Raw genomic sequence first — 25300 nt, 5'->3', positions numbered from 1 at the left:
GGGATCGCGTGCGTGGGTGGGTGGGTGGAGGGTGCTTGGCGGGAGCGGGGGAGCCTGGGGGAGGCCTACGGGTCGGGGGAGAGGCCTTCGATGCGGCGGGCGTGTTCGATCATGCCGTGGATGGCTTCCAGGCTTGGGGCGGACAGGCCGGCGGCTCGTAGGGCTACCGAGCGGACCGCGCTGTCGCGCAGGGCGGCCAACAGGTCCAGTTGGTCCTCGATGCGGCGGACGGTGGCGGGGTCGTCGTCCAGGAAGTAGGCCGCGTTCACGCCGAAGAATTCGGCCAGCGCCTCCAGGTGACGCTTCGTGGGGTTGTCGCGGGTGCCCTTGCGCAGTTGCCACACGTACGTGTGCGAGATCATCACGCCGCGCTCGCGGATGGCCGCGGCTACCTCCTCGTACGTGTACTCGCCGCGGCCGGCCGGGTGGACCGTGCGGAACAGGCGGTCCAGTTTGGCCGCGAGTGTCGTGTCGCTCATCGCATCAACCCTTGACAATCCCACCGGTTGGATGGAAATCTCCATCATAAGCTCAGATTTACGAGCACGGGGCGCCCATCAACTCACGTTTACGGCTGAGGGTGCATCGGGTGGATCGTTGTGGCCGGGTCGCCTGATCGGCGCCAGCTCGGGGGTGGCCACAACGTTTCCGGCCCGCAGCAGCTCGCGGGCCTGCTCGGTGAGGCTGGTCTGAGCGTCCGCGGGCGGCTGCCGGTCCACCGTCGCGGCCATCCGGCGGCCCAGCAAACCCACACCCTCGGCCGGGTCGCGCCCCGAGACACCCTCGGCCGGGTCGAGCTCCGAAGGACCCTCGGCCAGGCCCTGCTCCCACTGGGCGTCGCGGATCTCGATGATCCGGCGATACAGGCGCAGGTCGACCCCGCGAAGCGTCAGCAGGTCCGCTAATCGGCTCGGCGGGTCGCCGAGGACCACGTGCGGCGTCGCGGAAACCGAACGCAGCCACAGCGGCCGCAGCCGCTGCAGCGCCGAGTAGTGCGCCACCCACCGGCCGATCCCGCCCAGCGCCGGCAGCAGCGCCCCGGCCGCGAAGGCCAGCAGCATCGCGGCCAGCAGGGCCCGGCTGGTGCTCTCCCAGACCGGCCCGTTCATCAGGTCGCTGCCCACGGCATTGGTCACCTGGAACGCGACCCGGTTGAGGATGAACAGCAGGCCCACGAACGGCGCGACGGTCAGCAGCCGCAGCCCGACCCGCATGAGGCCCGGCGCGGCCCGCTGCGCCGCCGGGTGGAACAGTGCCACGCAGCAGGCCAGGCCGACGAACAGGCCGAACTGGGTCAGCACCCCGTAGGCGGTGACCAGCGGCGTGCCGGCCTGCTCGGCCACGAAGTCGCCGTGCTCGGGGCTGCGCGGCACCAGCAGGAAGATCACGACCATGGCCACGGCGGCCGCGCCCAGGAGGCCGTAGGCCCAGCGGCGCAGGTTGGGGCGCTCGGCGACCGGGCCCGGCATCAGGCTGGTCAGGTGCACCATGGCGGCGGACGCGGCCGCCGTTGTGAGCGTCTTTCCGGGTACTGCGATGTCGGGCACGTGCAGCAGACTGTCCGCCGCGAACGCGATCTCCCGCCGGTTGATCGTGAACGAGAGGGCGACGAACAGCGCGACCAGCCGGATGGCCCGGCCCCGGGGCGGCTGGGGAGTGACGAAGCGCCAGATCGTGAACGCCCAGAAGGCGGTCAGGACCATGAACTCGAGGGTGTCAGCGAACGCCATTGGCCGGTCCCGGGATGAGCATCTCGCTGAGCCCCTGCAGCAGCGGGTCGTCGGAGCGGGGCAGCGGGGCGCTGCGCAGCGCCTGGCCGCTGATCATCGTGGCGATCATCTCGGCGACCTGCTCCTGGGGCGCCGAGTAGGTGGAACGCATGAGGACCCGGGCGATCGTCGACGGGTCCAGGTCCGGCAGCACGAGACCGGGCGCCCGGTGGTCGCACAGGATGTGCCCGATCTCGTGGAGGATGATGTGCCGCCGGTGCAGCGGGTCGGTGCCCGCGGCGTAGAAGACGTGGTCGGCCTGGTCGGTCGCGAGCCACAGCCCGCACGGCGCCCCCATCGGCGCGGGCTGTGGATGCAGGTGGAGGTCGCGGCCGCGGCGCGCGGCGACGTACGACAAGAACACGGACAGGTCGAAAGGTTCAGGAACCTCGATGTCCGCGATCAGCCGCCGGCACTCCCGCTCAAGCCGCCGCAGTCGCACGCCGCCAGCGTAGCCGCCACCGGCCACGCGGCGAAAAGCCGTTACGCAGCGCGACGGAGGTGTTCGGTCAGCTGCGCCACGGCCCGCACCGCGGTGATCCGGCCCTTGCGGATCAGCATGAGGTCCTCGACCGCGCACACCGGCGGGGTGTGCCCGAGGGCGGCGGCGAGCTGCGGGTGGGTCCGCGACCACTTGGTCAGCGACTCGCAGACCTGCGCCTCCAGGGCCTCCGGGGTCAGCGGCCCGAGGGCGCCGAGGCCGTTGACCATGCGCTCGCGGAACGGCCAGTAGGACCAGACCTTGGTCTCGTCGAGCAGCTGGGCGACCGCGTCGGTGCGCCGGTAGTACATCGCGACCTGGATCGAGTCCGTGTAGTCGTCGTCGATGAACGCGCTGACCAGGGGGTGGCGCGCGTGGGCGCCGGCGACTTCGTAGAACGTGCTGCGGCTCCCGTTGGGTGCGGCCGCATCCACGATGCTCTTCCACGTGAGCTGGCTCGCGGGGACGGTGGCGACCAGGCTCGCGACGGCGTCGAAGTAGACCGTCTTGGTCCGCCAGTGGCTGCGCTTGGCCGTCGGGTTGGCCGACAGCCGCTTGTGCCACCGGCTCACGACGGTGTTCGCGAGTTCCTTGCCGAAGTCCGGGGTGGCCGTGGGGTGCGGCGCCAGGGTCGTCATGCTCATCGGCCTGTCCTGTCGTCGGGTTGCGGAACGGGATTGCCAGGGGTCCTCAGAGCGTCGCCGCCAGGGATGCCCGGCGGCCATCACGTATTCACGTGGTCTTGCCGCTGACCAGGTCGAGGACGGCGTCCCAGTCGGCCGGCACGGTGTCGGCACACCACGCCACGTGCCCGTCCGGGCGGACCAGGGCCAGCGGCCGATCCCACTGGGAGCGGACGCTCTCGTCGGCCACCGGCAGGTGGGTCACCGGGATGCCGCGCCGGGCCGCCGCCGCGGCCAGCCGGGCCCCGGCCAGCTCGCCGGTGAGGTCGACCAGGGTCAGCTCGCGGCCGAACCGGTCGGCCAGGGCCTCGCCGCCGTCCAGCCGCGCGGCCGGGGCGCGGCCGCCGGACCGGACCCGGCTCCCGGCCAGCACCCCGGAGCCGGCGAGCGCACCCGCGTCCGGGCGGTGCGCCTCCTGCCGCAGCACCCCGGCCAGGATCTCGGGCGCGGCCCCGGCGGCGCTGAGCCGGCCGAACCGGCGGCGGGTCTCCAGGGTCCGGGCCACGAGCTCCCGGTCGAGCAGGGCGCTCGGCCGCCGCTCCGACTCGTAGCTGGCCAGCAGCCCCGGGCCGGCCCAGCCGTTGATCGCCGCGGCCAGCTTCCAGCCCAGGTCGACGGCGTCGGCCAGGCTGGTGTCGGCGTGCTCGCCGGCCGGGTGGAAGCGGTGCGCGGCCTCGCCGGCCAGGAACACCGGGCCGCGCCGGTACGCCACGGCGACGGCGAGCGCGTCGTCCCACTGGGCCACGCCGAGGATCTCCGGCACCTCCAGGCCCTCGCCGAGCCGGGCCCGCAGCATCGCGACCGGGTCGGTGCTGACCGGCTCCTCGGGCGCGACCGGCAGGTGCGCGACCCAGCTGTCGCCGTCGCCGTGCGCCGCGTCGCCGACCCGCCCCAGCCAGGCCGGGCCGCCGGCCCACCCCAGCCAGACCGGCTCACCGACCCGCTCCAACCAGACCGAGCTGGTCACGCCGCCGACGATCACGGCGACGGGGGTGCCGTTCTTGGCCGGCAGCCGCGGGTCGGTGCTGCGGAAGAACACCGAGCAGTGCCGGGCCGGGCGGCCGAGGCTCTCCATCGGCACCTCGAGACAGCGCCGCACCGTGCTCTGCGCACCGTCGCAGCCGACCAGGTAGCGGGCCGGCACCGCGTGCCGCACGCCGGCCGCCCCGTCCAGGATGGTGGCCACGGCCCCGTCCGGCTCGACCCGCAGCCCGGTGAACGTCCAGCCCTCGCGCAGGTCGACGAGCGGGTGCCCGCGCAGCTCGTCGCGCAGGCGCCGGGTCAGCTCGGCGGCCGGGATGCGGTGGTCGGCGCCGGTGCCGGGCGGCTGCGGCGAGACCAGGACCGGTTCGTCGTCGAGGCGGGTGCGCCACTCGACGTCCTCCGGCTCGGCCGCGCCGGAGCCGTAGCGCCGCACCAGCCCGGCCAGGCCGAGCCGCCGTAACAGGCCCATCGCGTGCCCGGTGAGCCGGTCGACGCCGGGGTGGCGGGGCGGTGCGACGGCCCGCTCCACGACCAGGGAGGGCACGTTGTGGCGGGCGAGCTCCAGCGCGAGGACGGCGCCCGTGGGGCCGGCCCCAACTATCAACACCTGAGTCGTCACCGGACGTTCCCCCATCGAATCGACCCTTGGCGACGCCTTCGTCGCCAAGGGTCATGCTCGGGGCCGGGGACCGCCCGCCGATATCACGTAATCAAGCGATCCCGGTTGACGAGGTTGGCCAGCTCGACGCGCCCGCGCAGCTCCAGCTTGGTGAAGATCTTGCGCAGGTGGCTGTCGACGGTGTGCCGGGACAGGTGCAGGGCGCTGGCGACCTGCCGGTTGGTCATGCCCTCGGCGACCCGCAGGGCGACGTTCTGCTCGGCCTTGGTGAGCTGGTGCAGCGGGGAGTTGGGGCGGAACACGGCTCTCCCGGTGGGTGCCTTGGGGCCGCCGAGGCTGAACTCGAGGCGGCGGCGGGCGCGTTCGGCGCGGCAGTCGGTGACGATGGCGATGGCCTCGCCGGCCCAGGCCCGGCCGTTGGCCTCCTCGGCGGTGTTGAGGGCGGCGTCCTCGAGGGCGCCGGCGAGGGCGAGGCGGCGGGGGGTGCGGCGGAACCGTTCGACGGCGCCGCGCAGCAGCCAGGGGTCGCCGGTGAGGACGCCCTCGGCGTGGTCGGCCGCGGCGGCCAGGGAGAGCTGGCCGGGGTTGCGCCCGGCGAGGGCGCGGGCGGCGGCGACGACGGTGCGGGCCTTGTCCTCGGCCCCGGCCCGGATCGCGATGTGGACCAGCGCGGGGGCGGCGGTCGGGTCCTGCGCGATGAGGACGGGCCGGTCGGGCAGGGCGTCGATCAGGCCGGACAGCACGGTCAGGGCCTTCTCCGGGCCGGCGATGGCCTCCTGCAGGACGCCTTCGGGCCAGTCGATGTCCTCGGGGGCGCAGGTGGTGCCGGCGGCCATGCGCCGGTGCATGTGGGCCAGGTGGGCCTGGGCCTGCGGGAGGTCGCCCTGCAAGACGGCGAGCCGGGTCAGCTGCCCGAGCAGGGGTACCGCCAGTGCGTAGGCGGTGAGATTGAGTGCGACGGCGACTCCCGCTTCCGCCTCGGCGACAGCGTCGTCGAGCCGGCCGCGGGCCGTGAGCAGGGCCGCGTGATAGTAGTGCCAGAGGGGGGTGGACCAGGCGGTGCCGAGGCGTTCGGACTCCTTGCGGCCGCGGCGGTAGGTGGCCTCGGCCTCGTCGAAGCGGTCGAGGGCGGCCTGGGCGTCGCCGAGCCAGATCCGGGGGTGGCGGTGGGCGGCGTCGCCGCGGACCTTGTCCGCGATGCCGGTGGCGTGCTCGGCGTGGGCGTAGGCGTCGTCGAGGCGGCCCTGGGCCTGTGCGACCAGGCTGCGGCCGGTGAGCCCGAACACGGAGGCGGCGTATTCGCCGGTGGCCAGCCCGGCGGCGGCCGCGGCCGCGCCGTCGGTGTCGGCGCCGGGCAGGTCGCCGTGGTAGAAGCGGGCGTGCGCGCGGATGGCGTGCAGCTTGGCCCGCACCGACTCGGGGCCGTCGGGGACGGTGAGGCCCTGGTCGGCGTACTCGACCGCGATCCCGTTGTGCCCGGCGTGCTTGAACGCCTCGGCCAGCCCGAGCATGAGGGTGGCCTCGGTGCGCGGGTCGAGCCCGGCCCGCAGCGCGGTCTCGCCGAGGTCCTGGGCCTGTTCGAGGCGGCCGGCGGAGGCGAGCAGCCCGACGGCGTCGGCGACGAGCGGGACCCGGCCCGGGTCGCCCTCGCCGATCACCTTGAGGGCGTGCACGATCAGGTCGGCGGCGGTGCTCGGCGCGGCCGGCGCGACCTCCAGGGCCGACTCGTGCAGGATCGTCACCGCTTCCCGGCGGCCCGTCCGGCCGGTCTTGAGCAGGTGCTCGGCCACCTCGAGGGCCGGGCGGCCCTCCTCCCGGGCGATGGCCGCGGCCTGCCGGTGCAGGACGGTCGCGACCGCGCCGCCGAGGGTGCCGTAGACGGCCCGGCGGACCAGGTCGTGGACGAACTCGAGCTCGCCGTCGCGCTCGATGAGCACCCGGGCTTCCTTGGCCTCGCGGACGTGCTTGAGCAGGGTCGTCGGGGGCCGGTCGAGCAGCTCCCCGACGGCCTCGACGGAGAACGGCCGGCCGAACACCGCCCCGGCCTGCAGCAGCTCCTGGGTGTCGCTGGACAGCCCGTGCAGCATCTGGTCGACGATCGTGATGAAGCTCGACGGCAGCTCCTCGCCGACGACCGTGGCGACACCGTCGGCGACGACCAGCTGGCCGGTCCGGTGCAGGGTCCGGACCAGCTGCTCGACCTGCAGCGGGTAGCCGTCGCAGCCACTGGCGAGCGCGAGGACCGTGTTGTCAACGTCCGCCCCCACGACTTCGACGCACAGCTGGCGCACCGCTTCGTCGTCCAGGGTGCCGAGCGTGACCTGCTCGTGGCCGTCCCTCGTGAGCCGTTCCATCAAGTGCTGTCCGGGGGTACCGGCCGGGGCCGGGCGATGCAGGAAGAGCCAGTGGACCGGGGACGAGGCGAGGGCGGGGACGAGCTCGGCGACGGCCAGGGCGGACAGCTCGTCCATCCACTGGGCGTCGTCGATGGCGATCACGATCGGCCGCTGGGCCGCGTAGTCCTCCAGGGCCGCACCGAGCCGCTCCAGGGTCCGGTACTGCGCGTCGCCCTCCTCTCGCAGCCAGCCGATCGCGGGCTCGGGCGGCCGCAGCTGCTGCAGCGTCGACGCGAGGGTGATCAGCGGGGCGGCCCGGTCGAGCTCGAACGCGGCCCGGGAGGCGATCGAGACACCGCGCGCCTCCGCCCACGCCGTCGCCGCCCGCATGAGGTGGGATTTGCCGATACCGGCCGCGCCGGTCACGATCGTGCAGCCGCCGAAACCGTCCGCGGCGCCGGACACGGCCGCACGCAGGACGGACAGCTCACGATCCCGCCCGAAGGTCCCGACGGGGTCCGGTCGCGTCAGCAGAATCACCTCATGACGTCAGACGTTTATGCGGGGAACAGCCAGGTTCCCGATTGCGATCCGCGATGATTCTCGCGGCCCTTGAAGATCCACTTGAACAGCCATTCGGGGGACCCTGACGGACCCGGACGGCATCCTCCATCGGCCCGATATTGTGCTGGTCCCGGCCCGCTCGGCGGTGCGACCAGGATTTCAGCCAGCAGGCGCCGCAGAATCTCCGGCCCGTGCTCGGTCAGCACCGATTCGACGTGGAACTGTATTGACCGCGCTCGTCCGATACGCATTGCGTGCACCGCGCCGGTGTGTGCATCCCGCAATATCCCAATTGGTTCCGTTGATCGATTACTGACCGTGGCTACATGAATAGATTTCACTCGATGTCCGGGTATGTCCGTCGCAGTCTCGCACATCGCGGCGAAGGTGTTGTAGAAGCCGACCTGACCAAAACCGGTGATATTTCGCGGCTCGCCCTGGGCCGGTCGGTCGAGGCGGCGGATCGGCAGCCCGAGCTCGTCCGCGAGGACCTGGTGGCCCAGGCAGACGGCGAGAGTCGGGGTCCGGTCGGCCAGGAGCCGCCGGGCGATCGTGTGCAGGCGGTCGATCCGGGGGTCGCTGCGGTCGCGGGGATCGCCGGGCCCGGGACCGAGGACCACGGCGTCGTAGCCGTCGCGGAGGTCGGGACCGATGTCGACCCGCAGGCCCAGAGCTTCCGTGAGCCGGGCCAGCATCGCGGTGAAGTCGTCCTCGTTGTCGACGATCAGGATCCGGCCGTGCAGCGGCGGGAGGTCGATCGGGCGGCCGAGCCAGAACGGGGACAGGCCGGCGTTGCGGCGGCGGAGGGCGCGCTCGACGTTCGGGAGCCTCGGCGGCACCGCCGCGATCCGCTCGCCCCACAACGCGCTCAGGAGGGCGGCCGCCTTCGCGCGGGTCTCGGCCGCCTCGGCGGCCGGGTCGCAGTGGCGGACCAGCGTCGATCCGACGCCGATCGTGACGGAACCGTCCGGTTCGATCTCCGCGGTGCGGATCAGCAGCGCCGAGTCCAGGGCGCCGGGGGCCAGCAGCGCGATCGCCCCGCCGTAGTAGCCGCGGCCGGTGCCCTCCCGGGCCGCGATGGTCCGGCAGGCGGCGGCCAGGGGGCTGCCGGTGACCGTCGGGGCGGGCAGGGTCGCGCGGAGGACCTCGGCCGGGCCGAGGGTGGTGGGGCCGTCGATGATGTACTCGGTGTGCGCCAGCCGCGACATCGGCCGCAGCCACGGGCCGCGCAGCCGGCCGCCGCCGTCGCAGATCCGGGCCATGGTCTTGAGCTCCTCGTCGGCGACCATGTACAGCTCCTCGGTCTCCTTGCGGTCGGCGAGGAACCGGCGCAGGCCGCGGGCCGTCGGGCCGCCGGGTGGGTAGCGATAGGTGCCGCTGATCGGGTTCATCGCGGCGATCCCGCTGTCGAGGCGGGCCTGCGACTCCGGGGTCGCGCCGAGCAGGGTGCGGCCGCGACAGTACACCAGGAAGCTCCAATAGGTTCCCCGCTCGGCCCGGAGCAGCCGTTTGAAGGCCGCGAGCCCCGTGCTGGGGCCGTAGCGCTCGATCCGGGCCCGGTAGGTGCGCCGGATGACGAAGTTGGAGCCGATGCCACCGCCGATGTCCTCCTCGACGACGGATCTGACGGTCTTCTCGTAGTCGGCGTCGCTGGTGTCGAAGTCGCCGGTCATCCGCGTCTCGCAGTCCGGGAGCAGGGCGAGGACCTCCGCCACCGGCAGCGACTCCGACCAGGTGACCGCGAAGGCCAGCAGCGGCGCCCCGTCGTCGACGCACGCTAGGCCGCGCTCGGCGATCGTCCGGTACGGCAGGGCGGCCACCACCTCGCCCTCGACGCACTCGGGGAGTTCGTCGAGCGCGGTGCCGGTGCGCAGCTCGACGCGATCGTTACGGCAGATCAGGGCGTAGGAGTCGGCGCCGGCGATGCGCCGCAGCCACGGATGCGTCATGGTCGTCACCGTCGCAGCGGGCGCGGAAGGGTGGCCACTACCCATTGAGGTAGTGGGGCGTGTACCGGGCCGCGCTTAGCGTTCGATGCGTGGTTCTCAATGACTGCTTCGCCCGCCGGGTCCGCCTGGACCGGTTGTACCGCAACGGCTCCGGCGGCCTCCTGATCGTACCGCTCGATCATCCGATCAGCGGCGACCCCATCATCCACAGTGGACTGGGTGGCGGCCTCGACCGGCTCGTCGGCGAGGTCGCGGCCAACGGCGCCGACGCCGTGGTGCTGCACAAGGGCGCCGTCCGGCAGGTCGACCCGCAGCGGTTCCGCGACCTGTCCCTCATCGTCCACCTCTCCGCCGGCACCGGCCTGACCGCCGACCCCGACGCCAAGGTCCTCGTCTGCTCGGTCGAGGAGGCGCTGCGGATGGGCGCGGACGCGGTCAGCGTGCACGTCAACGCCGGGTCCCGGACCGAGGCGCGGCAGCTGGCCGACCTGGCCGCGGTCAGCGCCGCGTGCGCGCGATGGGGCGTGCCGCTGCTGGCGATGGTGTACGCCCGCGGGCCCGACATCGCCGACGGCCGGGCCCCGCGCCTGGTCGCGCACGCCGCCGCCATCGCCGCCGAGCTCGGCGCCGACCTCGTCAAGACCGCGATGCCGCGGACCCTGGCCGACCTGGCCGAGCTGACCGCCGCGAGCCCGATCCCGGTCCTGGCCGCGGGTGGCGACGCCCGGGACGCCACGGCCGCCCTGGCCCACCTGGCCGACGCGATGCGGGCCGGCGCCGGCGGGGTCGCCGCGGGCCGGCTCGTCTTCAATGCCGCGGACCCCGGCGCTGTCGTGCGCCGGCTCGCCGCCCTCGTCCACGACCGCATTCCGGTGCACAGCCGGTGATAAGGAGTACCCCCGACATGAAGCAGTGCTGGCTCGACCTCCGCTCCGCCGATGCCCTCCGATCCGCCCTGTGTCAGGAGGCGATCCACCGGCGCTTCGACGCCATCGTCGCCGCCGACCCGGCCGACCTCGCCGGCCTCCCGCCGACCGTGCTCCGGGTGCTGCTGCCCGGCCCGGACCTGCCGGAGACGTTCGGGGACGCCGATCTCGTCCTGGTCGATCCGGCCCGGCACCCCGTCGCACCGGCCGGCATCCCGACCGGCACGTACATCGAGGTCTCCGACGCCGCGACCCTCGAACTGGCGTGCGCGAGCGTGACCCGCGACCCGTACACGGTGCTGCGGTTCACCGACCCGACCAACATCCCCCTGGAGATCGTGCTGGCGGCGGCGGCCGACGCCAAGGGGGTCGTGATCACCACCATCGAGAAGGCCGCCGACGCCCCGGTGTTCCTCGGCGTCCTCGAGCACGGCCCGGACGGGGTCATGCTGGCCCCGCAGGCCCCCGGTGAGGCCGGCAGGCTCAAGGACGCCGTCGAGCAGCGGACCCCGGACCTGGAGCTCACCGAGCTCACCGTCACCGCCATCACGCACGCGGGGATGGGGGAGCGGGCCTGCGTCGACACGTGCACCTACCTGACCCAGGACGAGGGCATCCTCGTCGGTTCGCGGGCCAAGGCTCTTGTCCTGTGCGTGAGCGAGACCCACCCGCTGCCGTACATGCCGACCCGGCCGTTCCGGGTCAACGCCGGCGCGATCATGTCGTACACGCTCGCCGACGCGGAGCACACGCGATACCTGAGCGAGCTGCGGGCCGGCAGCACCGTCCTGGCCGTCGGTGTCGACGGGCGCACCCGCCCCGCGGTCGTCGGCCGGGTGAAGATCGAGACCCGGCCGCTGCTGTCCATCGACGCGGTGGCTTTCGCGGCCGACGGCGGCCCCGGCGAGGAGGTCAACGTCATCGTCCAGGACGACTGGCACGTGCGCATCCTCGGGCCGGGCGGGGCAGTGCTCAACTCGACCGCCCTGCGGCCCGGCGACAAGATCCTCGGGTACCTCCCGCGCCGCGAGCGCCACGTCGGGTATCCCATCGACGAGTTCTGCCACGAGCAGTGATGTTCGACTTCCATGCCCGGTTGACACCGGGCCCGGGCGCGACCGAGGCCCTGCTGACCGCCCTCGACGAGGCCGGGGTCGAGCGGGCCGCGGTCTGCGCGGGCGGGATCATCGGCCTCGACCGGCTCTCCGTGCAGATCGTCGACGGCGGCCGCAGCAAGGCCCTGGCCGACAACGCGGGCGTGCTGCGGGCCTGCGAGGCGTCGGGCGGGCGGCTCGTCCCGTTCTTCTTCGCCGACCCCTACCGCGACACCGCCGGCTACGCGGAGGCCGCCGACCGGTACCGCGGCCTGGAGATCTCTCCGGCGGTGCACGGGTTTCGGCTCGACGACCCGCGGGTCGACGCGCTCGTGCGGGTCGCGGCCCGGCACCGCCACCCCGTGTATGTCGTCTGCCTGGGCCGCCCCGGCACCCGCACCGAGGACCTCGTCGTCCTCGCCGGCCGGCACCCGGACGTCACGTTCGTCTCCGGCCACTGCGGCCACACCGGCCTCGACGCGGCCGGGCTGAGCCTGGTCGCCCCGATGCCGAACATCGCCGTCGAGCTCTCCGGCTGCTTCACGGCCGTGGCCCGGCTGGCCGTCAGAAGACTGGGCGCGCACCGGGTGCTCTTCGGCACCGAGCATCCGTTGCAGCACCCGACGGTCGAGGTCGCCAAGCTGCGCGCCCTCGGCCTGCCCCCCGACGAGCTGGCGCTTGTCGCGTCCGGCAACGCGGATCGAATCCTGGAGTGTTGATGGAACTGCCCCAGATCGGCGACTGGCACGACTTCGCGGGCCTCGAGCGCCTCCAGCAGGACCGGCTCCCCGCGGTGCTGGCCGCGGCCGAGCGCTCACCCTTCTACCGCAAGCGCGGCATCTCCGCGCTGCCCGAGCAGCCGCTCACGACCAAACACGATCTGCGCGAGGGCTACCCGTTCGGCCTCCTCGCCTGCGACCGCGCGGACCTGGCCACGTATCACGAGTCGAGTGGCAGCAGCGGTGAGCCGACGGCCTCCTACTACACCGAGGCCGACTGGCTCGACCTGGCCGAGCGCTTCGCCCGCAAGTGGACCGGCATCACCCCCGGCGACACGATGCTGGTCCGCACCCCCTACGCCCTGATGATCACCGGCCATCTGGCGCACCGGGCGGCGCGGCTGCGCGGAGCGACCGTCGTGCCCGCTGACAACCGTTCGCTGGCCACACCGTACAGCCGCGTCGTGAGGCTTCTGCACGACCTCGGGGTCACGCTCACCTGGTCGCTGCCGACGGACACGCTGCTGTGGGCGGCGGCCGCGCGGGTCGCCGGGTATCGGGACTTCCCGGCGCTGCGGGCCCTGTTCGTCGGTGGCGAGCCGGTCTCGCGGGCGAAGAAGGCGCGGATCGGGCGGATCTGGGGGGCGCCGGTCGTGGAGGAGTACGGCGCCACGGAGACCGGCACCCTGGCCGGCGAGTGCGAGCACGGCGCCATGCACCTGTGGGCCGACCGCGCCGTCTTCGAGGTCCAGGACCCGGCGACGGGGGAGCTGCGCCCGGCCGGCCGCGGCTCGCTGGTGGTGACACCGCTGTTCCGCGAGGCGATGCCGCTGCTGCGCTACGCCATCGAGGACGAGGTCGAGGTCGAGTATCGGGACTGCCCGTGCGGGTGGCACCTGCCGACGGTCCGGCTTCTCGGTCGTGGCAACAACGGCGGCCTGACCCAGCTCGGCCTGGAGGAGCTCGTCTTTGCCCTCCCCGACGACTTCGGCGTCTGGTTCTGGCGGGCGCTGGTCGACGGCCCGTCGGTCCGCGTCGAGATCGAGGTCCCCGACCGCTGGCGCACCGCCGCCGTGGCCACGCTGACGTCCGCGCTGCATGCTGCCTTCCCTTCGTTCGAGCCGCTGGTCGTGCCGGTGCCGCCGGGTGGCCTGGTCCCGCACCGGCTGCTCACCGCGCCGGCCGAGGTGATGAAGCCCCGCGGCCTGTTCCGCGCCGGCGAGGACTGGGACCGTGCCCTCCAGTACTACTGACCGCCTGACCGTCGCCGGCGCCGGCGTCGGCGGTCTCACCGCGGCCGTCTCCCTGGCCGCGCACGGCGTCGCGTGCACCGTCGTGGAGCGCGCGCCCGCGCTGTCCGCGTCGGGTTACGGCATTCAGTTGCCGCCGAACGCGACCCGGGTGCTGTCGGCGCTCGGTCTGGCCTTGGAGGCCTTCTCCTCGCGGCCGGTCGCGCGGGAGATCCGCCGCTGGTCGGATGGTGCGTTGCTGGGCCGGGTCCCGCTCGGGGACGCGGTGGTGGAGCGATACGGGGCGCCGTACCTGACATTGCGCCGGGCTGATCTGCTCCTGGCTCTGTATAACAGGTTTCCGGGCGTCCACTTCGGACGGTCTTGGAATAGTGACGCTCCGGTGATCGGCGCTGACGGGCTGCACTCGGCGGTGCGTGGTTCGCTGTTCGCGGACCCGCTGGTGCCGGTCGGGCACACCGCATACCGGGCCGTACTGCCGCCGGTGACCGGTTTCCCGCCGGTGGTGACGGTGTGGCTGGGGCCGGGCGCGCACGTGGTCGCGTATCCGATCCCGGGCGGGCTCAACCTCGTCGTCGTCGGCCACACGTCGCTGGACGGCTGGCATGCGCCGGTGCGGGACCTGGTCCGGGCGGCCGGGCCGATGCGCGGCTTCGCCTTGTACACGCGGCCGCCGCTGCCGGCCTGGCACCGCGACGGGGCCGTCGTCATCGGCGACGCGGCCCACCCGATGCCGCCGTTCCTGGCCCAGGGAGCGGCGCAGGCGATCGAGGACGCGTTCGCCCTGCCCGGTTTCCTGTCGGACCTCGCGGCCTTCGAGGCACTGCGGCGGCCCCGCACGGACCGGGTGACGGCGGCGAGTCTGGCCGGCGGGGAGGAGTACCACCTCCCGGATGGTCTTCTGCAGCAGCGCCGGGACGAGCGGATCGCCGCCGCCGAGCTGCCCGGACAGGATTGGTTGTTCACGTGATTCCCGTTGTGGCTCCATACCCGATGCCGGCACCGCCCCGCGAGGGCCCGGCCCCGTGGAAACCCGACCCGGCCCGCTGCGTCCTGCTCATCCACGACATGCAGCACTACTTCGTCGACCGGTTCGACCTGTCCTCATCTCCGGGCCGCGAACTGCGCGCCAACGTGTCCGCGCTCCGGGCGGCCTGTCTTGAGAGCGGCATTCCGATCCGGTACACCGCGCAGCCCGGCCGCATGACCCGAGCCGACCGGGGCCTCCTCCACGACGTGTGGGGCGACGGCATGACCGACGAGGACGCGAGCCGCGGCATCGTCCCCTGGCTGGCCCCGGCCGGCCTGACGGAAATCCTGACGAAGTGGCGGTACAGCGCCTTCTTCCGCACACCCCTGGCGTCGACGCTGCGCACCCTGGCCCGCGACCAGCTCATCATCTGCGGCGTCTTCGCACACCTGGGCTGCCTCCTGACCGCGGCCGACGCCTACGCCCACGACATCGAGCCGTTCCTGGTCGCCGACGCGATGGCCGACTTCACCGCCGCCGACCACGCGATGGCCCTGGACTACGCCTCCCGAAGCTGTGCCGCCACCCCCACGACCGCCGACGTCCTGGCCGACCTGACCTGACGTCAGGCCGGCCGGCGCCAGCTCCGTCGGAGCGCTAGCCGGAGCTCAGGCGGGCGTAGACCAGGGTATTGCCCTTGTAGGTGTGGCGCAGGTGGTCGAAGGTGCCGCCGCAGGTGACCAGGCGCAGGGCCGGGTAGTTGACCGGGCCGTAGACGTCTTCGGTGGGGAAGTCGGATTTCGGTACCTCCACCACCCGCTCCACCACGAACACGGCCACGCTCCCGTCGGCCCGCCGGACCGTCACCGGGTCGCCCGGGCGGAGTTCGCGGAGCCGGTAGAAGACCGCGGGGCCGTCGTGGGCCGTGTCGACGTGGCCCAGGATGACCGCGGGGCCGACCTCGCCCGGGGTGCGCAGGTTGCGGTACCAGCCGGCGGGGGCGTCGGTCCGGACCGGAGGGACCTCGACGGTGCCGTCCTTGTTCAGGCCCAGCGACATCAGTGACGTGTCGAGGCCGATCGCGGGGATCGCCAGCCGCACGGGGACGGAGGCGGCCAGGCCGCGGGTCGGGACCGGGCCGGGGGCGGCCGAGCTGGCGATCGGGATCGGCGAGAACGACGGCAGCGGGGCCGCGGCCGGGCGTTGCGGTGGTGGTGCGGCCGGGGACGCGCCGACCACGAGCAGCGTGAGGCCGCCCGCGGCCAGCAGCCCGGTCAGGCCGTCGATGAGCAGGCGGCGGCGGAGGGCCATCAGCGGCGGGCCGTGGCCGGGCGCATCCGGAAGACCACCAGCGCGGCCGCGGCCAGCAGCAGGACGATGCCGCCGCCGGCCAGGACCGGACTGCGCATGCCCAGGCCGTCGCCGCCGCCCGTGTGCGGGGCGCCGCTCGGGGTCGCGCCGGCACCGGCACCGCCCGCACCCACGCCGGCCGAGCCCTCGTCGGAGCCGGCGGTCGCCGCGGCGGAGGCGGAGCGGGCCGCGGCCGCCGAGCGGGCTGCGGCGGCCGAACGCTCCTGGTCAGCCGCGGCCGCGGCCGAGCGGGCGGCGTCGGCCGATCGGCTCGCGGACACGCTGGCCGAGGCCCGGACGCTGGCGGAGACGGAGACGGAGACGCCCGGGTCGGCGTTGTCGGACCCGCCGGAGCCGTTGCTGTACTGGCAGTACGCCAGCAGGGACAGCAGTATCACGATGAGTGCGGCGCCGCCCGCCGCCACCGCGGTGCGGTTGTCGCGGAGGCCGCGCCGTCCAGCCGGATTGGTCATCGCACCGTCCCCTTCCGGGCCTGCTCTGTTCGAGTGTCATACCCATCCGGCACATACGGGTAACGATCCGTGACCCGGACGAGGTAACGCGCGCCAACGGAGAGTTTTGCAACGAGGCTTGCAAATATTTCTGGCATTCGTTGGCATCTTGCGCACAGATGTCGATGGAGTTACGGTGCTGATCCAATCGAGTCCCGCGAATCCACACCCCAGCGAGACCACACCCCCCACCTGGAGCCGTCATGGCCGCACGCCGGCTGGTCGCTGCCCTCCTCCCGCCCCTCCTGGCGATCGGCGCCGCCACGCTGATCACCACGCCGGGACACGCGGACGTCACCACCGCCTCCGTCGACACCCTGCGCACCGGCTGGGACCCCAACGAGCCCGCGCTCGGGCCGTCGGCCGTCTCCGCCGCCGACTTCGGGCCGCTCTTCGCCACCGACCTCAACGGGCAGATCTACGCCCAGCCGATCGTCGCCGGCGGCACGCTCATCGCGGCGACCGAGAACAACTGGGTCTACGGGCTCAACCCGCAGACCGGGGCGATCATCTGGTCCCGCAGCGTCGGGCCGGCCTGGCCGGCGTCGGCGATCGGCTGCGGCGACCTGGTGCCCAACATCGGCGTCACCAGCACCCCGGTCTACGACCCGGCGACGCAGTCGGTGTTCTTCACGGCCAAGGTCAACGACGGCGCGGACGCGAACCACCCGCACTTCTACCTGCACTCGATCAACCCGGCGACCGGGGCCGAGCGCGGCGGCTGGCCGGTGACGATCCAGGGCTCGCCGACCAACGACCCGGCCAACACGTTCAACCCGAAGACCGCCGCCCAGCGCCCCGGCCTGCTGCTGCTCGACGGCGTCGTCTACGCCGGGTTCGCCAGCCACTGCGACTACGGGCCCTACGTCGGGTACATCGCCGGCGTCAAGACGACCACGCCCGCCATGTCGACGCTGTGGTCCACCGAGGCCGGCCGCTCCACCGGCATGGGGGGCATCTGGCAGTCCGGCGGCGGCCTGGTCTCCGACGGGCCGGGGCGGATCATCGTGGCCACCGGCAACGGCGTGTCACCGGCGCCCGGCCCCGGTACCAGCCCGCCCGGTACCCTCGCCGAGTCCGTGATCCGCCTGCAGGTCAACGGCGACGGCTCACTCACCGCCCGGGACTTCTTCAGCCCGGCCAACAACGGCAAGCTCGATCAGGACGACACCGACTTCGGCTCCGGCGGCCCGGTCGCCCTGCCCGCGTCCTTCGGCACCGCCGCGCATCCGCACCTGCTCGTCCAGACCGGGAAAGACGGCCGGGTGTACCTCCTCGACCGCGACAACCTCGGCGGCATGGCCCAGGGCCCAGGCGGCACCGACGCCTCCCTCGTCCCGCCGGCCGGGCCCTACAGCGGCGTCTGGGGCCACCCCGCGGTCTGGGGCGGCGACGGCGGCTACGTCTACCAGGTGGAGAACCAGGGCTTCCTGCGCGCCTTCAAGTACGGTGTCAACGGCTCCGGCCTGCCCACCCTGACCTCGGCGGCGACCAGCCCCGCGACCTTCGGGTACACCTCCGGGTCCCCGATCGTCACCTCGTCCGGCACCACCTCGGGCTCCGCGATCGTCTGGGCGGTCTACAGCGACGGCTCCACCGGCGCCAACGGCCAGCTGCGGGCCTACGACGCCCTCCCGGCAAGCGGACAGCTGCGGCTCCGGTACTCGGCCCCGATCGGCACCGCCACGAAGTTCGCGATCCCCGCGAGCGACAACGGCCGGGTCTACGTCGGCAACCGGGACGGGCGGATCTTCGGCTTCGGCCGCCCGACCACGGCCGCGCTGAGCGCCCCGCCGACCGACTTCGGCAACGTCGCCGTCGGCGGCACCGCCAGCGCGACGGTCACGGTCACGGCGACCCGCGCCGTCCGCATCACCGCCGTGACCGCGGCCGCCCCCTTCGGCACCACGCCACCCGCACTGCCGGTCAGCCTGAACACCGGGCAGACCCTGAGCGTCCCGGTCCGCTTCACGCCCACGGCCACCGGCGGCGCCACCGGAAGCCTGACGTTCACCACGGACGCGGGCACGGTCGCACTCGATCTGCACGGCACCGGGACCAGGGCGGGCCTGGGCGCGACTCCGGTGTCGCTGTCCTTCGGAACCGTTCCGACCGGCGCCTCGAAGACTCTCGGGGTCAGCATTGCGAACACCGGCACCAGCGCGGTGACCATCACCGGCTCGACCGCGCCCGCGGCGCCGTTCACCGCGACCGGGTTCCCGGCCAACGGCGCGACGATCGCGGCCGGCGCCTCGGTGTCCGTCGCGGTCAAGTATGCGCCGACGACCGCCGGTTCTCAGGCCGGTTCACTCACCGTCACCAGCTCGGCCGGCCCGGTCACCGTCCCGCTCAGCGGCACCGCGGTCGCCGGAGCGGCCCACCTCACCATCACCCCGAACCCGGTCGCGTTCGGGTCCGTGACCGTCGGTACCACCGCGACACAGACTTTCGACATCGCGAACACCGGCAACATCACGCTGACGTTGACGAAGGCGGCCCCGCCGGTCGGCGCGTTCAACACGACGACCCCCGTCTCCGAGGGCCAGCAGCTCTCACCCGGTGACGTCATCCACCAGACCGTCACCTTCACACCGAGCACGCAGGGCGCCCAGTCGGCGGTGTACTCGATCACCGGCGACGACGGCCAGGGCGCGGTCGCGGTGCAGCTCACCGGCACCGGCGTACCCGCGTCGAGCACGACCAACCTGGCCGCCGGCCGGCCCGCGACCGCACAGTCGACCCAGGGCGGCTACCCGGCGTCGAACGTCACCGACGCGGATGCGAGCTCCTACTGGGAGAGCGCCAACAACGCGTTCCCGCAGTGGATCCAGGTCGATCTGGGTGCCTCGGCGAGCGTCGGCAAGGTGACCCTGCGGCTGCCCCCGGCGACCGCCTGGGCCACGCGCCGGGAGACACTGACGATCCAGTCGAGTGTGGACGGTGCACAGTGGAGCTCCGCCGTCGCCGCCACCGACTACCTGTTCGACCCGGCCACCGGCAACACCGCGAGCGCCACGTTCCCGGCGGTCACGGCCCGCTACGTCCGGCTGAGCATCACCGGCAACACCGGCTGGCCGGCCGGGCAATTGTCGTCCTTCGAGGTGTACGGCACGGGCGGCGGGACGGCCACCTTGGCGCTCAGTCCCACGTCACTGCGTTTCGCCGACACGAACGTCAACGAGAACAGCGACTGGCAGACCGTCACCGTCACCAACACCGGCACCGCCCCGGCCACGGTCCAGTCCGTCACCGCGACCGGCGACTTCACCGTGACCACGACGTGCGGCACCACCATCGCCGCGGGCGCCAACTGCACGGCCACCGTCACGTTCCACCCCAGCGCGGCCGGCAACCGCACCGGGACACTCAGCATTCGCAGTACCGCCGCCAACGCTGAAGCGACAGTGGCTCTGGCCGGAGCCGGAGTCGCGGCGACGGTCACGAACCTGGCCCTGCGCAAGACGGTGACCCAATCGTCGAACACGCAGAACTACGGGGCCGGCAACGCGGTCGACGGCAACGCCGACACCTACTGGGAGAGCACGAACAACGCGTTCCCGCAGTGGATCCAGGTCGACCTGGGCGCGACGAGCGCGGTCGGCCGGGTCGTCCTGCGGCTGCCACCGGCGACGGCGTGGGCGGCCCGCACGGAGACGGTCACGGTCACCGACTTCACCACCGGCGCCACCCTCGTCGCGGCCCGCCCCTGCGCCTTCGACCCCGCCACCGGCAACACCGTCGCCCTGACGTTCCCCGCCGCCGGCGTGCGCTACCTGCGGATCACCGTCACCGGCAACACCGGGTGGCCCGCCGGGCAGCTGTCGGAGCTGGAGGTGTACTCCTCGTGATGTGAGGCCGGCTCATCCCGGTTCGGCGCACCGTCGGCTGTGTGCGTCGAACCGGGATCGCGCTGCTGACACTCTGCCTGCTGGCCGGCTGCTCACCGGCCCGGGCCGCGGGCCGCGACCTGCCGCCGATCAATCCCACCGACTTCCGCCACGCCCCGGCCGACCCGTCCGGCGGCGCCGACGCCCGGCTGAGCACGGCGACGATCGCGAAGCACCTGGACGTCCCGTGGGGCCTCGCGTTCCTCCCGGGCGGCGACGCCCTGCTGACCGAGCGCCGCACGCTGCGGATCCTGCGCGTCACCCCCACCGGCACCGTGACACCGCTGCTGCGCGTGGGCGAGGCGACCTCCGACAACGAGGGCGGACTCCTGGGGATCGCGGTCTCCCCGCGGTACAAGTCGAATCATGTGGTGTTCGTCTTCTACACCACGGCCGTGGACAACCGGATCGCGAAGCTCCGCCTGGACGGGCACTCCCGCCCCCAGCCGATCGTCACCGGCATCCCGAAGGGCGGCATCCACGACGGCGGCCGCCTGGCGTTCGGGCCCGACGGCTACCTGTACGCCACGACCGGCGACGCCTCCCACACGGAGGCCGCGCAGAACCTCGGCAGCCTGGGCGGCAAGATCCTGCGCATGACCGAGGACGGCAGACCCCCGCCGGGCAATCCGTTCCCGCGCTCACTGGTCTGGTCCTACGGCCACCGCAACCCGGAGGGCCTGGCCTGGGACGAGCACGGCACGCTGTACTCGGCGGAGATCGGCGAGGCGGTGTGGGACGAACTGAACATCATCCGCCCGGGCGCGAACTACGGCTGGCCCGTGGTGGAAGGCATCGGCGGCAACCCGCGCTACGTGGACCCGGTAGTAGCCTGGCACCCGGAGGTCGGCGTCAGCGCCGGCGTGGCCGTCGTCGGTTCGACCGCGGTGGTGACATGCCTGCGCGGCCAGCGCATCTACCTCGTGCCGCTGGGCCGAGCCCCCGCCCCCTCCGCGTCCGCCACAACCGACTCCGCCCCGGTCCAGTGGCGCACCGGCGTGGGCGTGGCCGCCAAACCGCTCGAAGCCATGACCGAACGCTACGGCCGCCTGCGAACCGCGGTGACCGCCCCCGACGGCAGCGTCTGGATCACCACGTCCAACCGCGACGGCCGCAACGAGAAGGGTCCCGCCCCGGACGACGACCGCCTCCTGCGCCTGACCTTCCGCTGAGCCGGTGATCAGCCCGGCCGCGCGTCCGTCGCGGGCTCGGTGTCGTCGTCGAGGACCGACACGGCGGTCGCCAGGGCGGCCAGGGCGCGGCGGGGGCATCGGCGGCCCGGAACACCCGCTCCGCGACGGCCTCGTCGTCGGTGTCGAGGTACAGCTCGATCCGCGCCTCCGCCGCTGCCGACGCCGATGCGGCCGCGGCCGCGGCCGCGGCCGCTCGAGCGACGATCGCGGCGGCGCTGGACACCACCTCGTCCGCCGCCCGCTCGTCGCGGTCCGCCGGTGTGGCCCCGTGCGCCGACGCCGGGCCGGCGGGCACCAGGATGCGGCCGCCGCCGCGCTCGGGCCGCCGATACCGGAACCCGCGGTGGCCCACGGACTGGATCGGCGCGTTCTCGGCGTCGACCCAGCCGAGCTTGCGGCGCAGGCGCAGCACCTCGAACTTCACCCGCTCCGGCCCGGCACCGGCCGGGTCGTCCCAGACCTGGGCGAGGAGCTGGTTCGGCGAGAGCCACGCGTCCGCATGCCGGACGAGCACGTGCAGGAGCCGGAACTGGGTCGGCGTGAGCCGCACCTCGTCGCCGGCAACGAACGTCCGGCGGGCCGCCGGATCGATGCGCAGGACGCCGTCGTCGTACACCTCGTCGGCCCACGACGCCGGACCGGCCGACCGCCGCAGGAGCGCCTCGACCCGAGCGACGAGCTCGGCGTTGGTGAACGGCTTGGTCAGGTAGTCGTCGGCCCCGCCGCGCAGGCCGCGGACCTTGTCCGACTCCTGGCCGTGCGCGGTGAGCAGCAGCACCGGCACGTCACTGACGTCACGCAGCCGCTCCAGCACCTGCCAGCCGTCCATCCCCGGCCGGCCGATGTCGAGGATCACCAGCTCCGGGCGCTCGGTGTACGCGTACCGCAGGCCGGTCCGGCCGTCCTTCGCATGCGCGACCTGATGCCCCGCCCGCGTGAGGAGCAGGCGAAGCGCCATGGCGATATCCGGATCGTCCTCGACAACGAGGAGTCGACTCATCCCACAGGCCAACGCCACATCGCCGCGAAGGTGACGGACCACGGGAGCGCCCTCCGGCAGTACATCGGCCGGGGTGACGGGTAGGTGACAGATCACGGGTCCTCTCCGCGGATCTGTCGGGTGTGGGGCGAACGCTCCGCGTGCTCGACGAGGGAGGGGCGATGTTCGGTATTCGACGGGTTCTGCCGCTGGTGGTGGCGACCGTGGCGGCGGTTGGAGCGGTGCTGGCGGGTGGTTCGCCGGCCAGTGCCTGGACCTGGACCAACGGGGCGACGGTGTACAACAGCGGCAACCTCTGTGTGCAAGGGGACGCCGGGATCGACCACACGGGGGCCACGTTCTCCGGGAACCTCGCCTACGCGAACGTCTACGCGCGTGGGGCGGGGTGCGGGGCGGGGCTGGTGAACAGTTACGCGGCGGTTCGGCTGGACGTGTTCAAGTGGAACGGGTCGAGCTGGTACCTGTGCCGCAACACCGACTGGCTCTACGGGTACACCGGGGTCAATCAGTGGGGGCCGTACGGGCCGTCGCAGGTCTACAACTACGGGGGAAAGGCATCCTGCGGGGTGGGCTGGTACGCGACCCAGGTCTATGCCTACGTCTCGGACGGTTCGGTCTGGCGGGGCGGCACCGTCTGGGCGCAGGAGTACGTCGCATAGCAGGCGGTTCGGCCGATGCCGGGGGTGCGGTGGTCGCCCAGGCTTGCTGTCATGGTGCCGTTCGTGTTCGACAAGGCGCTGAACTACCGCAACCCGCGCCTCACGAACGTCTTCGTGACCCAGTGCTACGGGATGTACGACTTCGGCAGTCTCGGGGTCAGCCAGTAGCCGGTCCGGTCCTGCGGCATCATGGGCCCCGACCATAGCGGGGGATCGCTATCTTGAGGCGGTGCCCGATCCGATGCGTCCCTCGATGATGACGAAGCTGCGCGCCTCCTTCGCCAAGGAACGCGACGCCATGGTGCTCGAAGCCCTGCGGACGGCCGGGAAGGCCGCCTACGACGAGCTGATCCACGCCGACCAGGCCCGCGAGCAGCTCGTCGCCGACGGCCGCACGCTGTGGGACACGCCGCCGGCGACCGGGAGCCTGCTGCTGGCGGCGTGGAACGGGTACCTGCTGCAGACCCTCGGCGAGCAGTTCCTCGACGCCGACTACGCGGCCCGGCCGGGCACCGTCGGCTACGTGCCGGCGGTGACGTTCGACCAGGTGTCGGCGTGGCTGGCGGCGGTCGAGGGCTGGGTGTCGCGGGCGCGGCAGGCCCGGGTCAACCCCGACTACGACATCGCCAAGGAGCTGGACCTGCCGGCCGCGCTGCCGGAGTGGGCCGAGGCCGACCCGTGCCCGCCCGAGCACCTCGCCGCGCTGCTGGCCGCCATCCCGCTGCTGCGCCAGCACATCGACGTGGCCCTGTTCGCCCTGGAGCACGCCGGCGTGCCGGACGAGCACCGGGCCGCCGTCAACAAGCTCCAGCAGCTCAACGCCGAGGCGTGCGCGGCCGCCGACTACGCGGTGGCGCTGCGCACCGAGCGGCACGACGCGCGGCTGCACGAGCTCATCGAGGGCAACCTCAAGAACGCGATCGAGCTGTGGTTCCACGTGGGGCAGCTGGCCGCCCGGCCGCGCCTGCTGGGCGACTACCGGACGCTGCGCCCGGCCCCGCGCCCCGACGTGCGGACCCTGCCCGGCGCGGACCGTTTCGACGCGTGGTGCCTGACCGACCCGGTCACGCTCGGGCGGTGGCAGCAGGACCCGAAGGCGAGGAGGGCGATCGCCGCGCTGTGGGACGACGACCCCGACTCGGCCGCCACCCTGGCCCTGAAGGCCGAGATCGACGCCGCGATCGCGGTCGGTGACGTGGTGGCGTTCCGGACCCGCGACGGCAGCAGCTGCTACTTCGAGTGCCCGTGGGCGCCGCTGTACGAGGTGCGGCGCCCGATCCGCATCGCCGGGCGCCCGCTGCGGGTCCTGCAGCAGTTCACGATCCACGTGGGCCGCGTGCAGGGCGGCCCGTTCCGCCGCAACCTCGTCGTCGGTCCCTTCGCGGCCACCGATGACGTCGACTACTAACGCTCCTGGAGTGTCCCCGCCAGCAGCCCGCGCATGAAGAACCGGCCGAGGAGCACGTAGATCGCCAGGGTGGGCAGGCTGACCAGCAGCGCCCCGGCCATGGCCTGGCCGAACGGCACCGACTGGCCGCCGGCCACGTTGTTCAGGGCGATGGTGACCGGCCAGGAGTCGCGGCTGGTCATCATGGCGCCGAACATGAAGTCGTTCCAGGTCGACGTGAACTGCCAGATGACGGCGACCGCGAAGGCCGGTTTCGCCAGCGGTACCGCCAGATCGACCCACGTCCGCAGCACGCCCGCGCCGTCCAGGCGGGCCGACTCCAGCAGCGCGTCGGGCATCGACACGAAGTGGTTGCGGAAGATCAGGGTCGTGATCGGCAGGCCGTAGATGATGTGGATCAGCATCAGGCCGAGCAGGCCGCCGGTCGCGTCGCCGGAGCCGCGCAGGCCGAGGCCGGTCATGGTCTGCGAGACCGGGATGATCACCGCCTGGTAGGGCACGAAGATGCCGAACAGGATCAGCGGGAACACCACGTTGGACAGCGGGAACCGGAACTTCGACAGCACGAACCCGTTCGCGCAGCCGAGCAGGGCCGAGATGAGGCTGGCCGGGATCGACAGGGCCAGGGAGTTGCGGAAGCCGGAGGAGAGCTTCGGCAGCACCGCGCTGAAGTTGTCGAAGGACAGGCTGGTCGGCAGCTCCCAGATCCGGGTCACCGACACGTCGGCCGGGTTCTTGAAGCTGGTCACGATCAGCACGTACACGGGCATCAGGAAGAACGCGGCCAGGGCCCAGAGGATGACGTACCGCAGCGTCGTGCGCACCGGGCCCGGGCGCTGCCACTTCGGCATCTCGCGCTCGGGCACATCGCCGGGCTGGGGCAGGCGGGTGGGGCGGACGGGCGGTGGGACGACGGCGGTGGCGCGGGCCAAGGGACGACTCATGGG

21 protein-coding genes are annotated in these 25300 nt (G+C 73.1%); 10 read left to right on the top strand and 11 right to left on the bottom strand.

The genetic code is table 11. The features are described from left to right. Positions 1 to 65: 65 nt before the first annotated feature. The 7 genes from ACIA8L_RS25175 to ACIA8L_RS25145 form a co-directional block, all read right to left on the bottom strand. On the bottom strand, positions 66 to 479 hold the full coding sequence (locus tag ACIA8L_RS25175) for an XRE family transcriptional regulator (protein ID WP_395908607.1): 414 nt from the start codon (positions 477 to 479) through the stop codon (positions 66 to 68). Positions 480 to 557: 78 nt separating this feature from the next. Next, complete coding sequence (locus ACIA8L_RS25170; protein ID WP_395908605.1) at positions 558 to 1730, bottom strand: MAB_1171c family putative transporter; 1173 nt, start codon at positions 1728 to 1730, stop codon at positions 558 to 560. After that, entirely contained in the window at positions 1717 to 2211 is a 495-nt protein-coding gene (locus tag ACIA8L_RS25165) for a hypothetical protein (RefSeq protein ID WP_395908603.1), read from the bottom strand. The genes ACIA8L_RS25170 and ACIA8L_RS25165 overlap by 14 nt, the downstream gene beginning before the upstream one ends. Before the next feature lie 41 nt (positions 2212 to 2252). Then, complete coding sequence (locus ACIA8L_RS25160; RefSeq protein WP_395908601.1) at positions 2253 to 2894, bottom strand: hypothetical protein; 642 nt, start codon at positions 2892 to 2894, stop codon at positions 2253 to 2255. A gap of 88 nt (positions 2895 to 2982) precedes the next feature. Next, the gene (locus ACIA8L_RS25155; RefSeq protein ID WP_395908599.1) at positions 2983 to 4536 is read right to left on the bottom strand and encodes an FAD-dependent monooxygenase; all 1554 of its coding nucleotides are present in this window, start codon (positions 4534 to 4536) and stop codon (positions 2983 to 2985) included. Between the two features lie 83 nt (positions 4537 to 4619). Beyond that, entirely contained in the window at positions 4620 to 7412 is a 2793-nt protein-coding gene (locus tag ACIA8L_RS25150) for an AAA family ATPase (protein WP_395908597.1), read from the bottom strand. Positions 7413 to 7429: 17 nt separating this feature from the next. Then, a complete protein-coding gene (locus ACIA8L_RS25145; RefSeq protein ID WP_395908595.1) occupies positions 7430 to 9385 on the bottom strand; it encodes an anthranilate synthase family protein in 1956 nt (651 codons plus the stop codon). A gap of 89 nt (positions 9386 to 9474) precedes the next feature. Here ACIA8L_RS25145 and ACIA8L_RS25140 point away from each other — a divergent pair, with 89 nt between their 5' ends. From ACIA8L_RS25140 to ACIA8L_RS25115, 6 genes are read left to right on the top strand one after another with little or no spacing between them, the layout of a single operon-like run. Continuing rightward, a complete protein-coding gene (locus tag ACIA8L_RS25140; RefSeq protein WP_395908593.1) occupies positions 9475 to 10272 on the top strand; it encodes a 2-amino-3,7-dideoxy-D-threo-hept-6-ulosonate synthase in 798 nt (265 codons plus the stop codon). A gap of 17 nt (positions 10273 to 10289) precedes the next feature. Beyond that, complete coding sequence (locus tag ACIA8L_RS25135; RefSeq protein ID WP_395908591.1) at positions 10290 to 11387, top strand: 3-dehydroquinate synthase II family protein; 1098 nt, start codon at positions 10290 to 10292, stop codon at positions 11385 to 11387. Beyond that, positions 11387 to 12124 (top strand): amidohydrolase family protein, encoded by a 738-nt coding sequence (locus tag ACIA8L_RS25130; RefSeq protein ID WP_395908589.1) that lies wholly within the window; start codon positions 11387 to 11389, stop codon positions 12122 to 12124. Before ACIA8L_RS25135 ends, ACIA8L_RS25130 begins: the two co-directional genes overlap by 1 nt. Further along, complete coding sequence (locus ACIA8L_RS25125) at positions 12124 to 13377, top strand: AMP-binding protein (protein WP_395908587.1); 1254 nt, start codon at positions 12124 to 12126, stop codon at positions 13375 to 13377. The genes ACIA8L_RS25130 and ACIA8L_RS25125 overlap by 1 nt, the downstream gene beginning before the upstream one ends. Then, positions 13358 to 14344 (top strand): FAD-dependent monooxygenase, encoded by a 987-nt coding sequence (locus tag ACIA8L_RS25120; RefSeq protein WP_395908584.1) that lies wholly within the window; start codon positions 13358 to 13360, stop codon positions 14342 to 14344. Before ACIA8L_RS25125 ends, ACIA8L_RS25120 begins: the two co-directional genes overlap by 20 nt. Further along, entirely contained in the window at positions 14341 to 14967 is a 627-nt protein-coding gene (locus tag ACIA8L_RS25115) for an isochorismatase family protein (protein ID WP_395908581.1), read from the top strand. Before ACIA8L_RS25120 ends, ACIA8L_RS25115 begins: the two co-directional genes overlap by 4 nt. Positions 14968 to 15001: 34 nt before the next feature. Here ACIA8L_RS25115 and ACIA8L_RS25110 read toward each other — a convergent pair whose 3' ends face one another. Continuing rightward, the gene (locus tag ACIA8L_RS25110; RefSeq protein ID WP_395908578.1) at positions 15002 to 15655 is read right to left on the bottom strand and encodes a class F sortase; all 654 of its coding nucleotides are present in this window, start codon (positions 15653 to 15655) and stop codon (positions 15002 to 15004) included. Further along, complete coding sequence (locus ACIA8L_RS25105) at positions 15655 to 16167, bottom strand: hypothetical protein (protein WP_395908575.1); 513 nt, start codon at positions 16165 to 16167, stop codon at positions 15655 to 15657. Before ACIA8L_RS25105 ends, ACIA8L_RS25110 begins: the two co-directional genes overlap by 1 nt. A 242-nt stretch (positions 16168 to 16409) precedes the next feature. Between ACIA8L_RS25105 and ACIA8L_RS25100 the strand changes: the two genes are divergently transcribed. Both ACIA8L_RS25100 and ACIA8L_RS25095 read left to right on the top strand, forming a co-directional pair. Next, on the top strand, positions 16410 to 20054 hold the full coding sequence (locus tag ACIA8L_RS25100; RefSeq protein WP_395908573.1) for a choice-of-anchor D domain-containing protein: 3645 nt from the start codon (positions 16410 to 16412) through the stop codon (positions 20052 to 20054). Positions 20055 to 20095: 41 nt separating this feature from the next. Further along, entirely contained in the window at positions 20096 to 21265 is a 1170-nt protein-coding gene (locus ACIA8L_RS25095; RefSeq protein WP_395908571.1) for a PQQ-dependent sugar dehydrogenase, read from the top strand. Here the strand turns inward: ACIA8L_RS25095 and ACIA8L_RS25090 are convergent. Next, positions 21183 to 22286, bottom strand: coding sequence for a response regulator transcription factor (locus tag ACIA8L_RS25090; protein WP_395908569.1), 1104 nt, complete (start codon positions 22284 to 22286; stop codon positions 21183 to 21185). The two genes, ACIA8L_RS25095 and ACIA8L_RS25090, sit on opposite strands and share 83 nt — an antisense overlap. 161 nt (positions 22287 to 22447) lie before the next feature. On the opposite strand from ACIA8L_RS25090, the gene ACIA8L_RS25085 reads away from it, so the two are divergent. Both ACIA8L_RS25085 and ACIA8L_RS25080 read left to right on the top strand, forming a co-directional pair. Then, positions 22448 to 22945, top strand: a complete 498-nt coding sequence (locus tag ACIA8L_RS25085; RefSeq protein WP_395908567.1) for a hypothetical protein — start codon at positions 22448 to 22450, stop codon at positions 22943 to 22945. Positions 22946 to 23174: 229 nt separating this feature from the next. After that, on the top strand, positions 23175 to 24353 hold the full coding sequence (locus ACIA8L_RS25080) for a hypothetical protein (protein ID WP_395908565.1): 1179 nt from the start codon (positions 23175 to 23177) through the stop codon (positions 24351 to 24353). Here the strand turns inward: ACIA8L_RS25080 and ACIA8L_RS25075 are convergent. After that, positions 24350 to 25297 (bottom strand): carbohydrate ABC transporter permease, encoded by a 948-nt coding sequence (locus ACIA8L_RS25075; RefSeq protein WP_395908562.1) that lies wholly within the window; start codon positions 25295 to 25297, stop codon positions 24350 to 24352. The two genes, ACIA8L_RS25080 and ACIA8L_RS25075, sit on opposite strands and share 4 nt — an antisense overlap. Positions 25298 to 25300 lie beyond the last annotated feature (3 nt).

Source organism: Dactylosporangium sp. NPDC051541, assembly GCF_044454505.1.
Lineage (GTDB): Bacteria > Actinomycetota > Actinomycetes > Mycobacteriales > Micromonosporaceae > Dactylosporangium.
The sequence above is the reverse complement of the archived record's forward strand: the minus strand, read 5'-3'. Positions and strand labels throughout refer to the sequence as shown.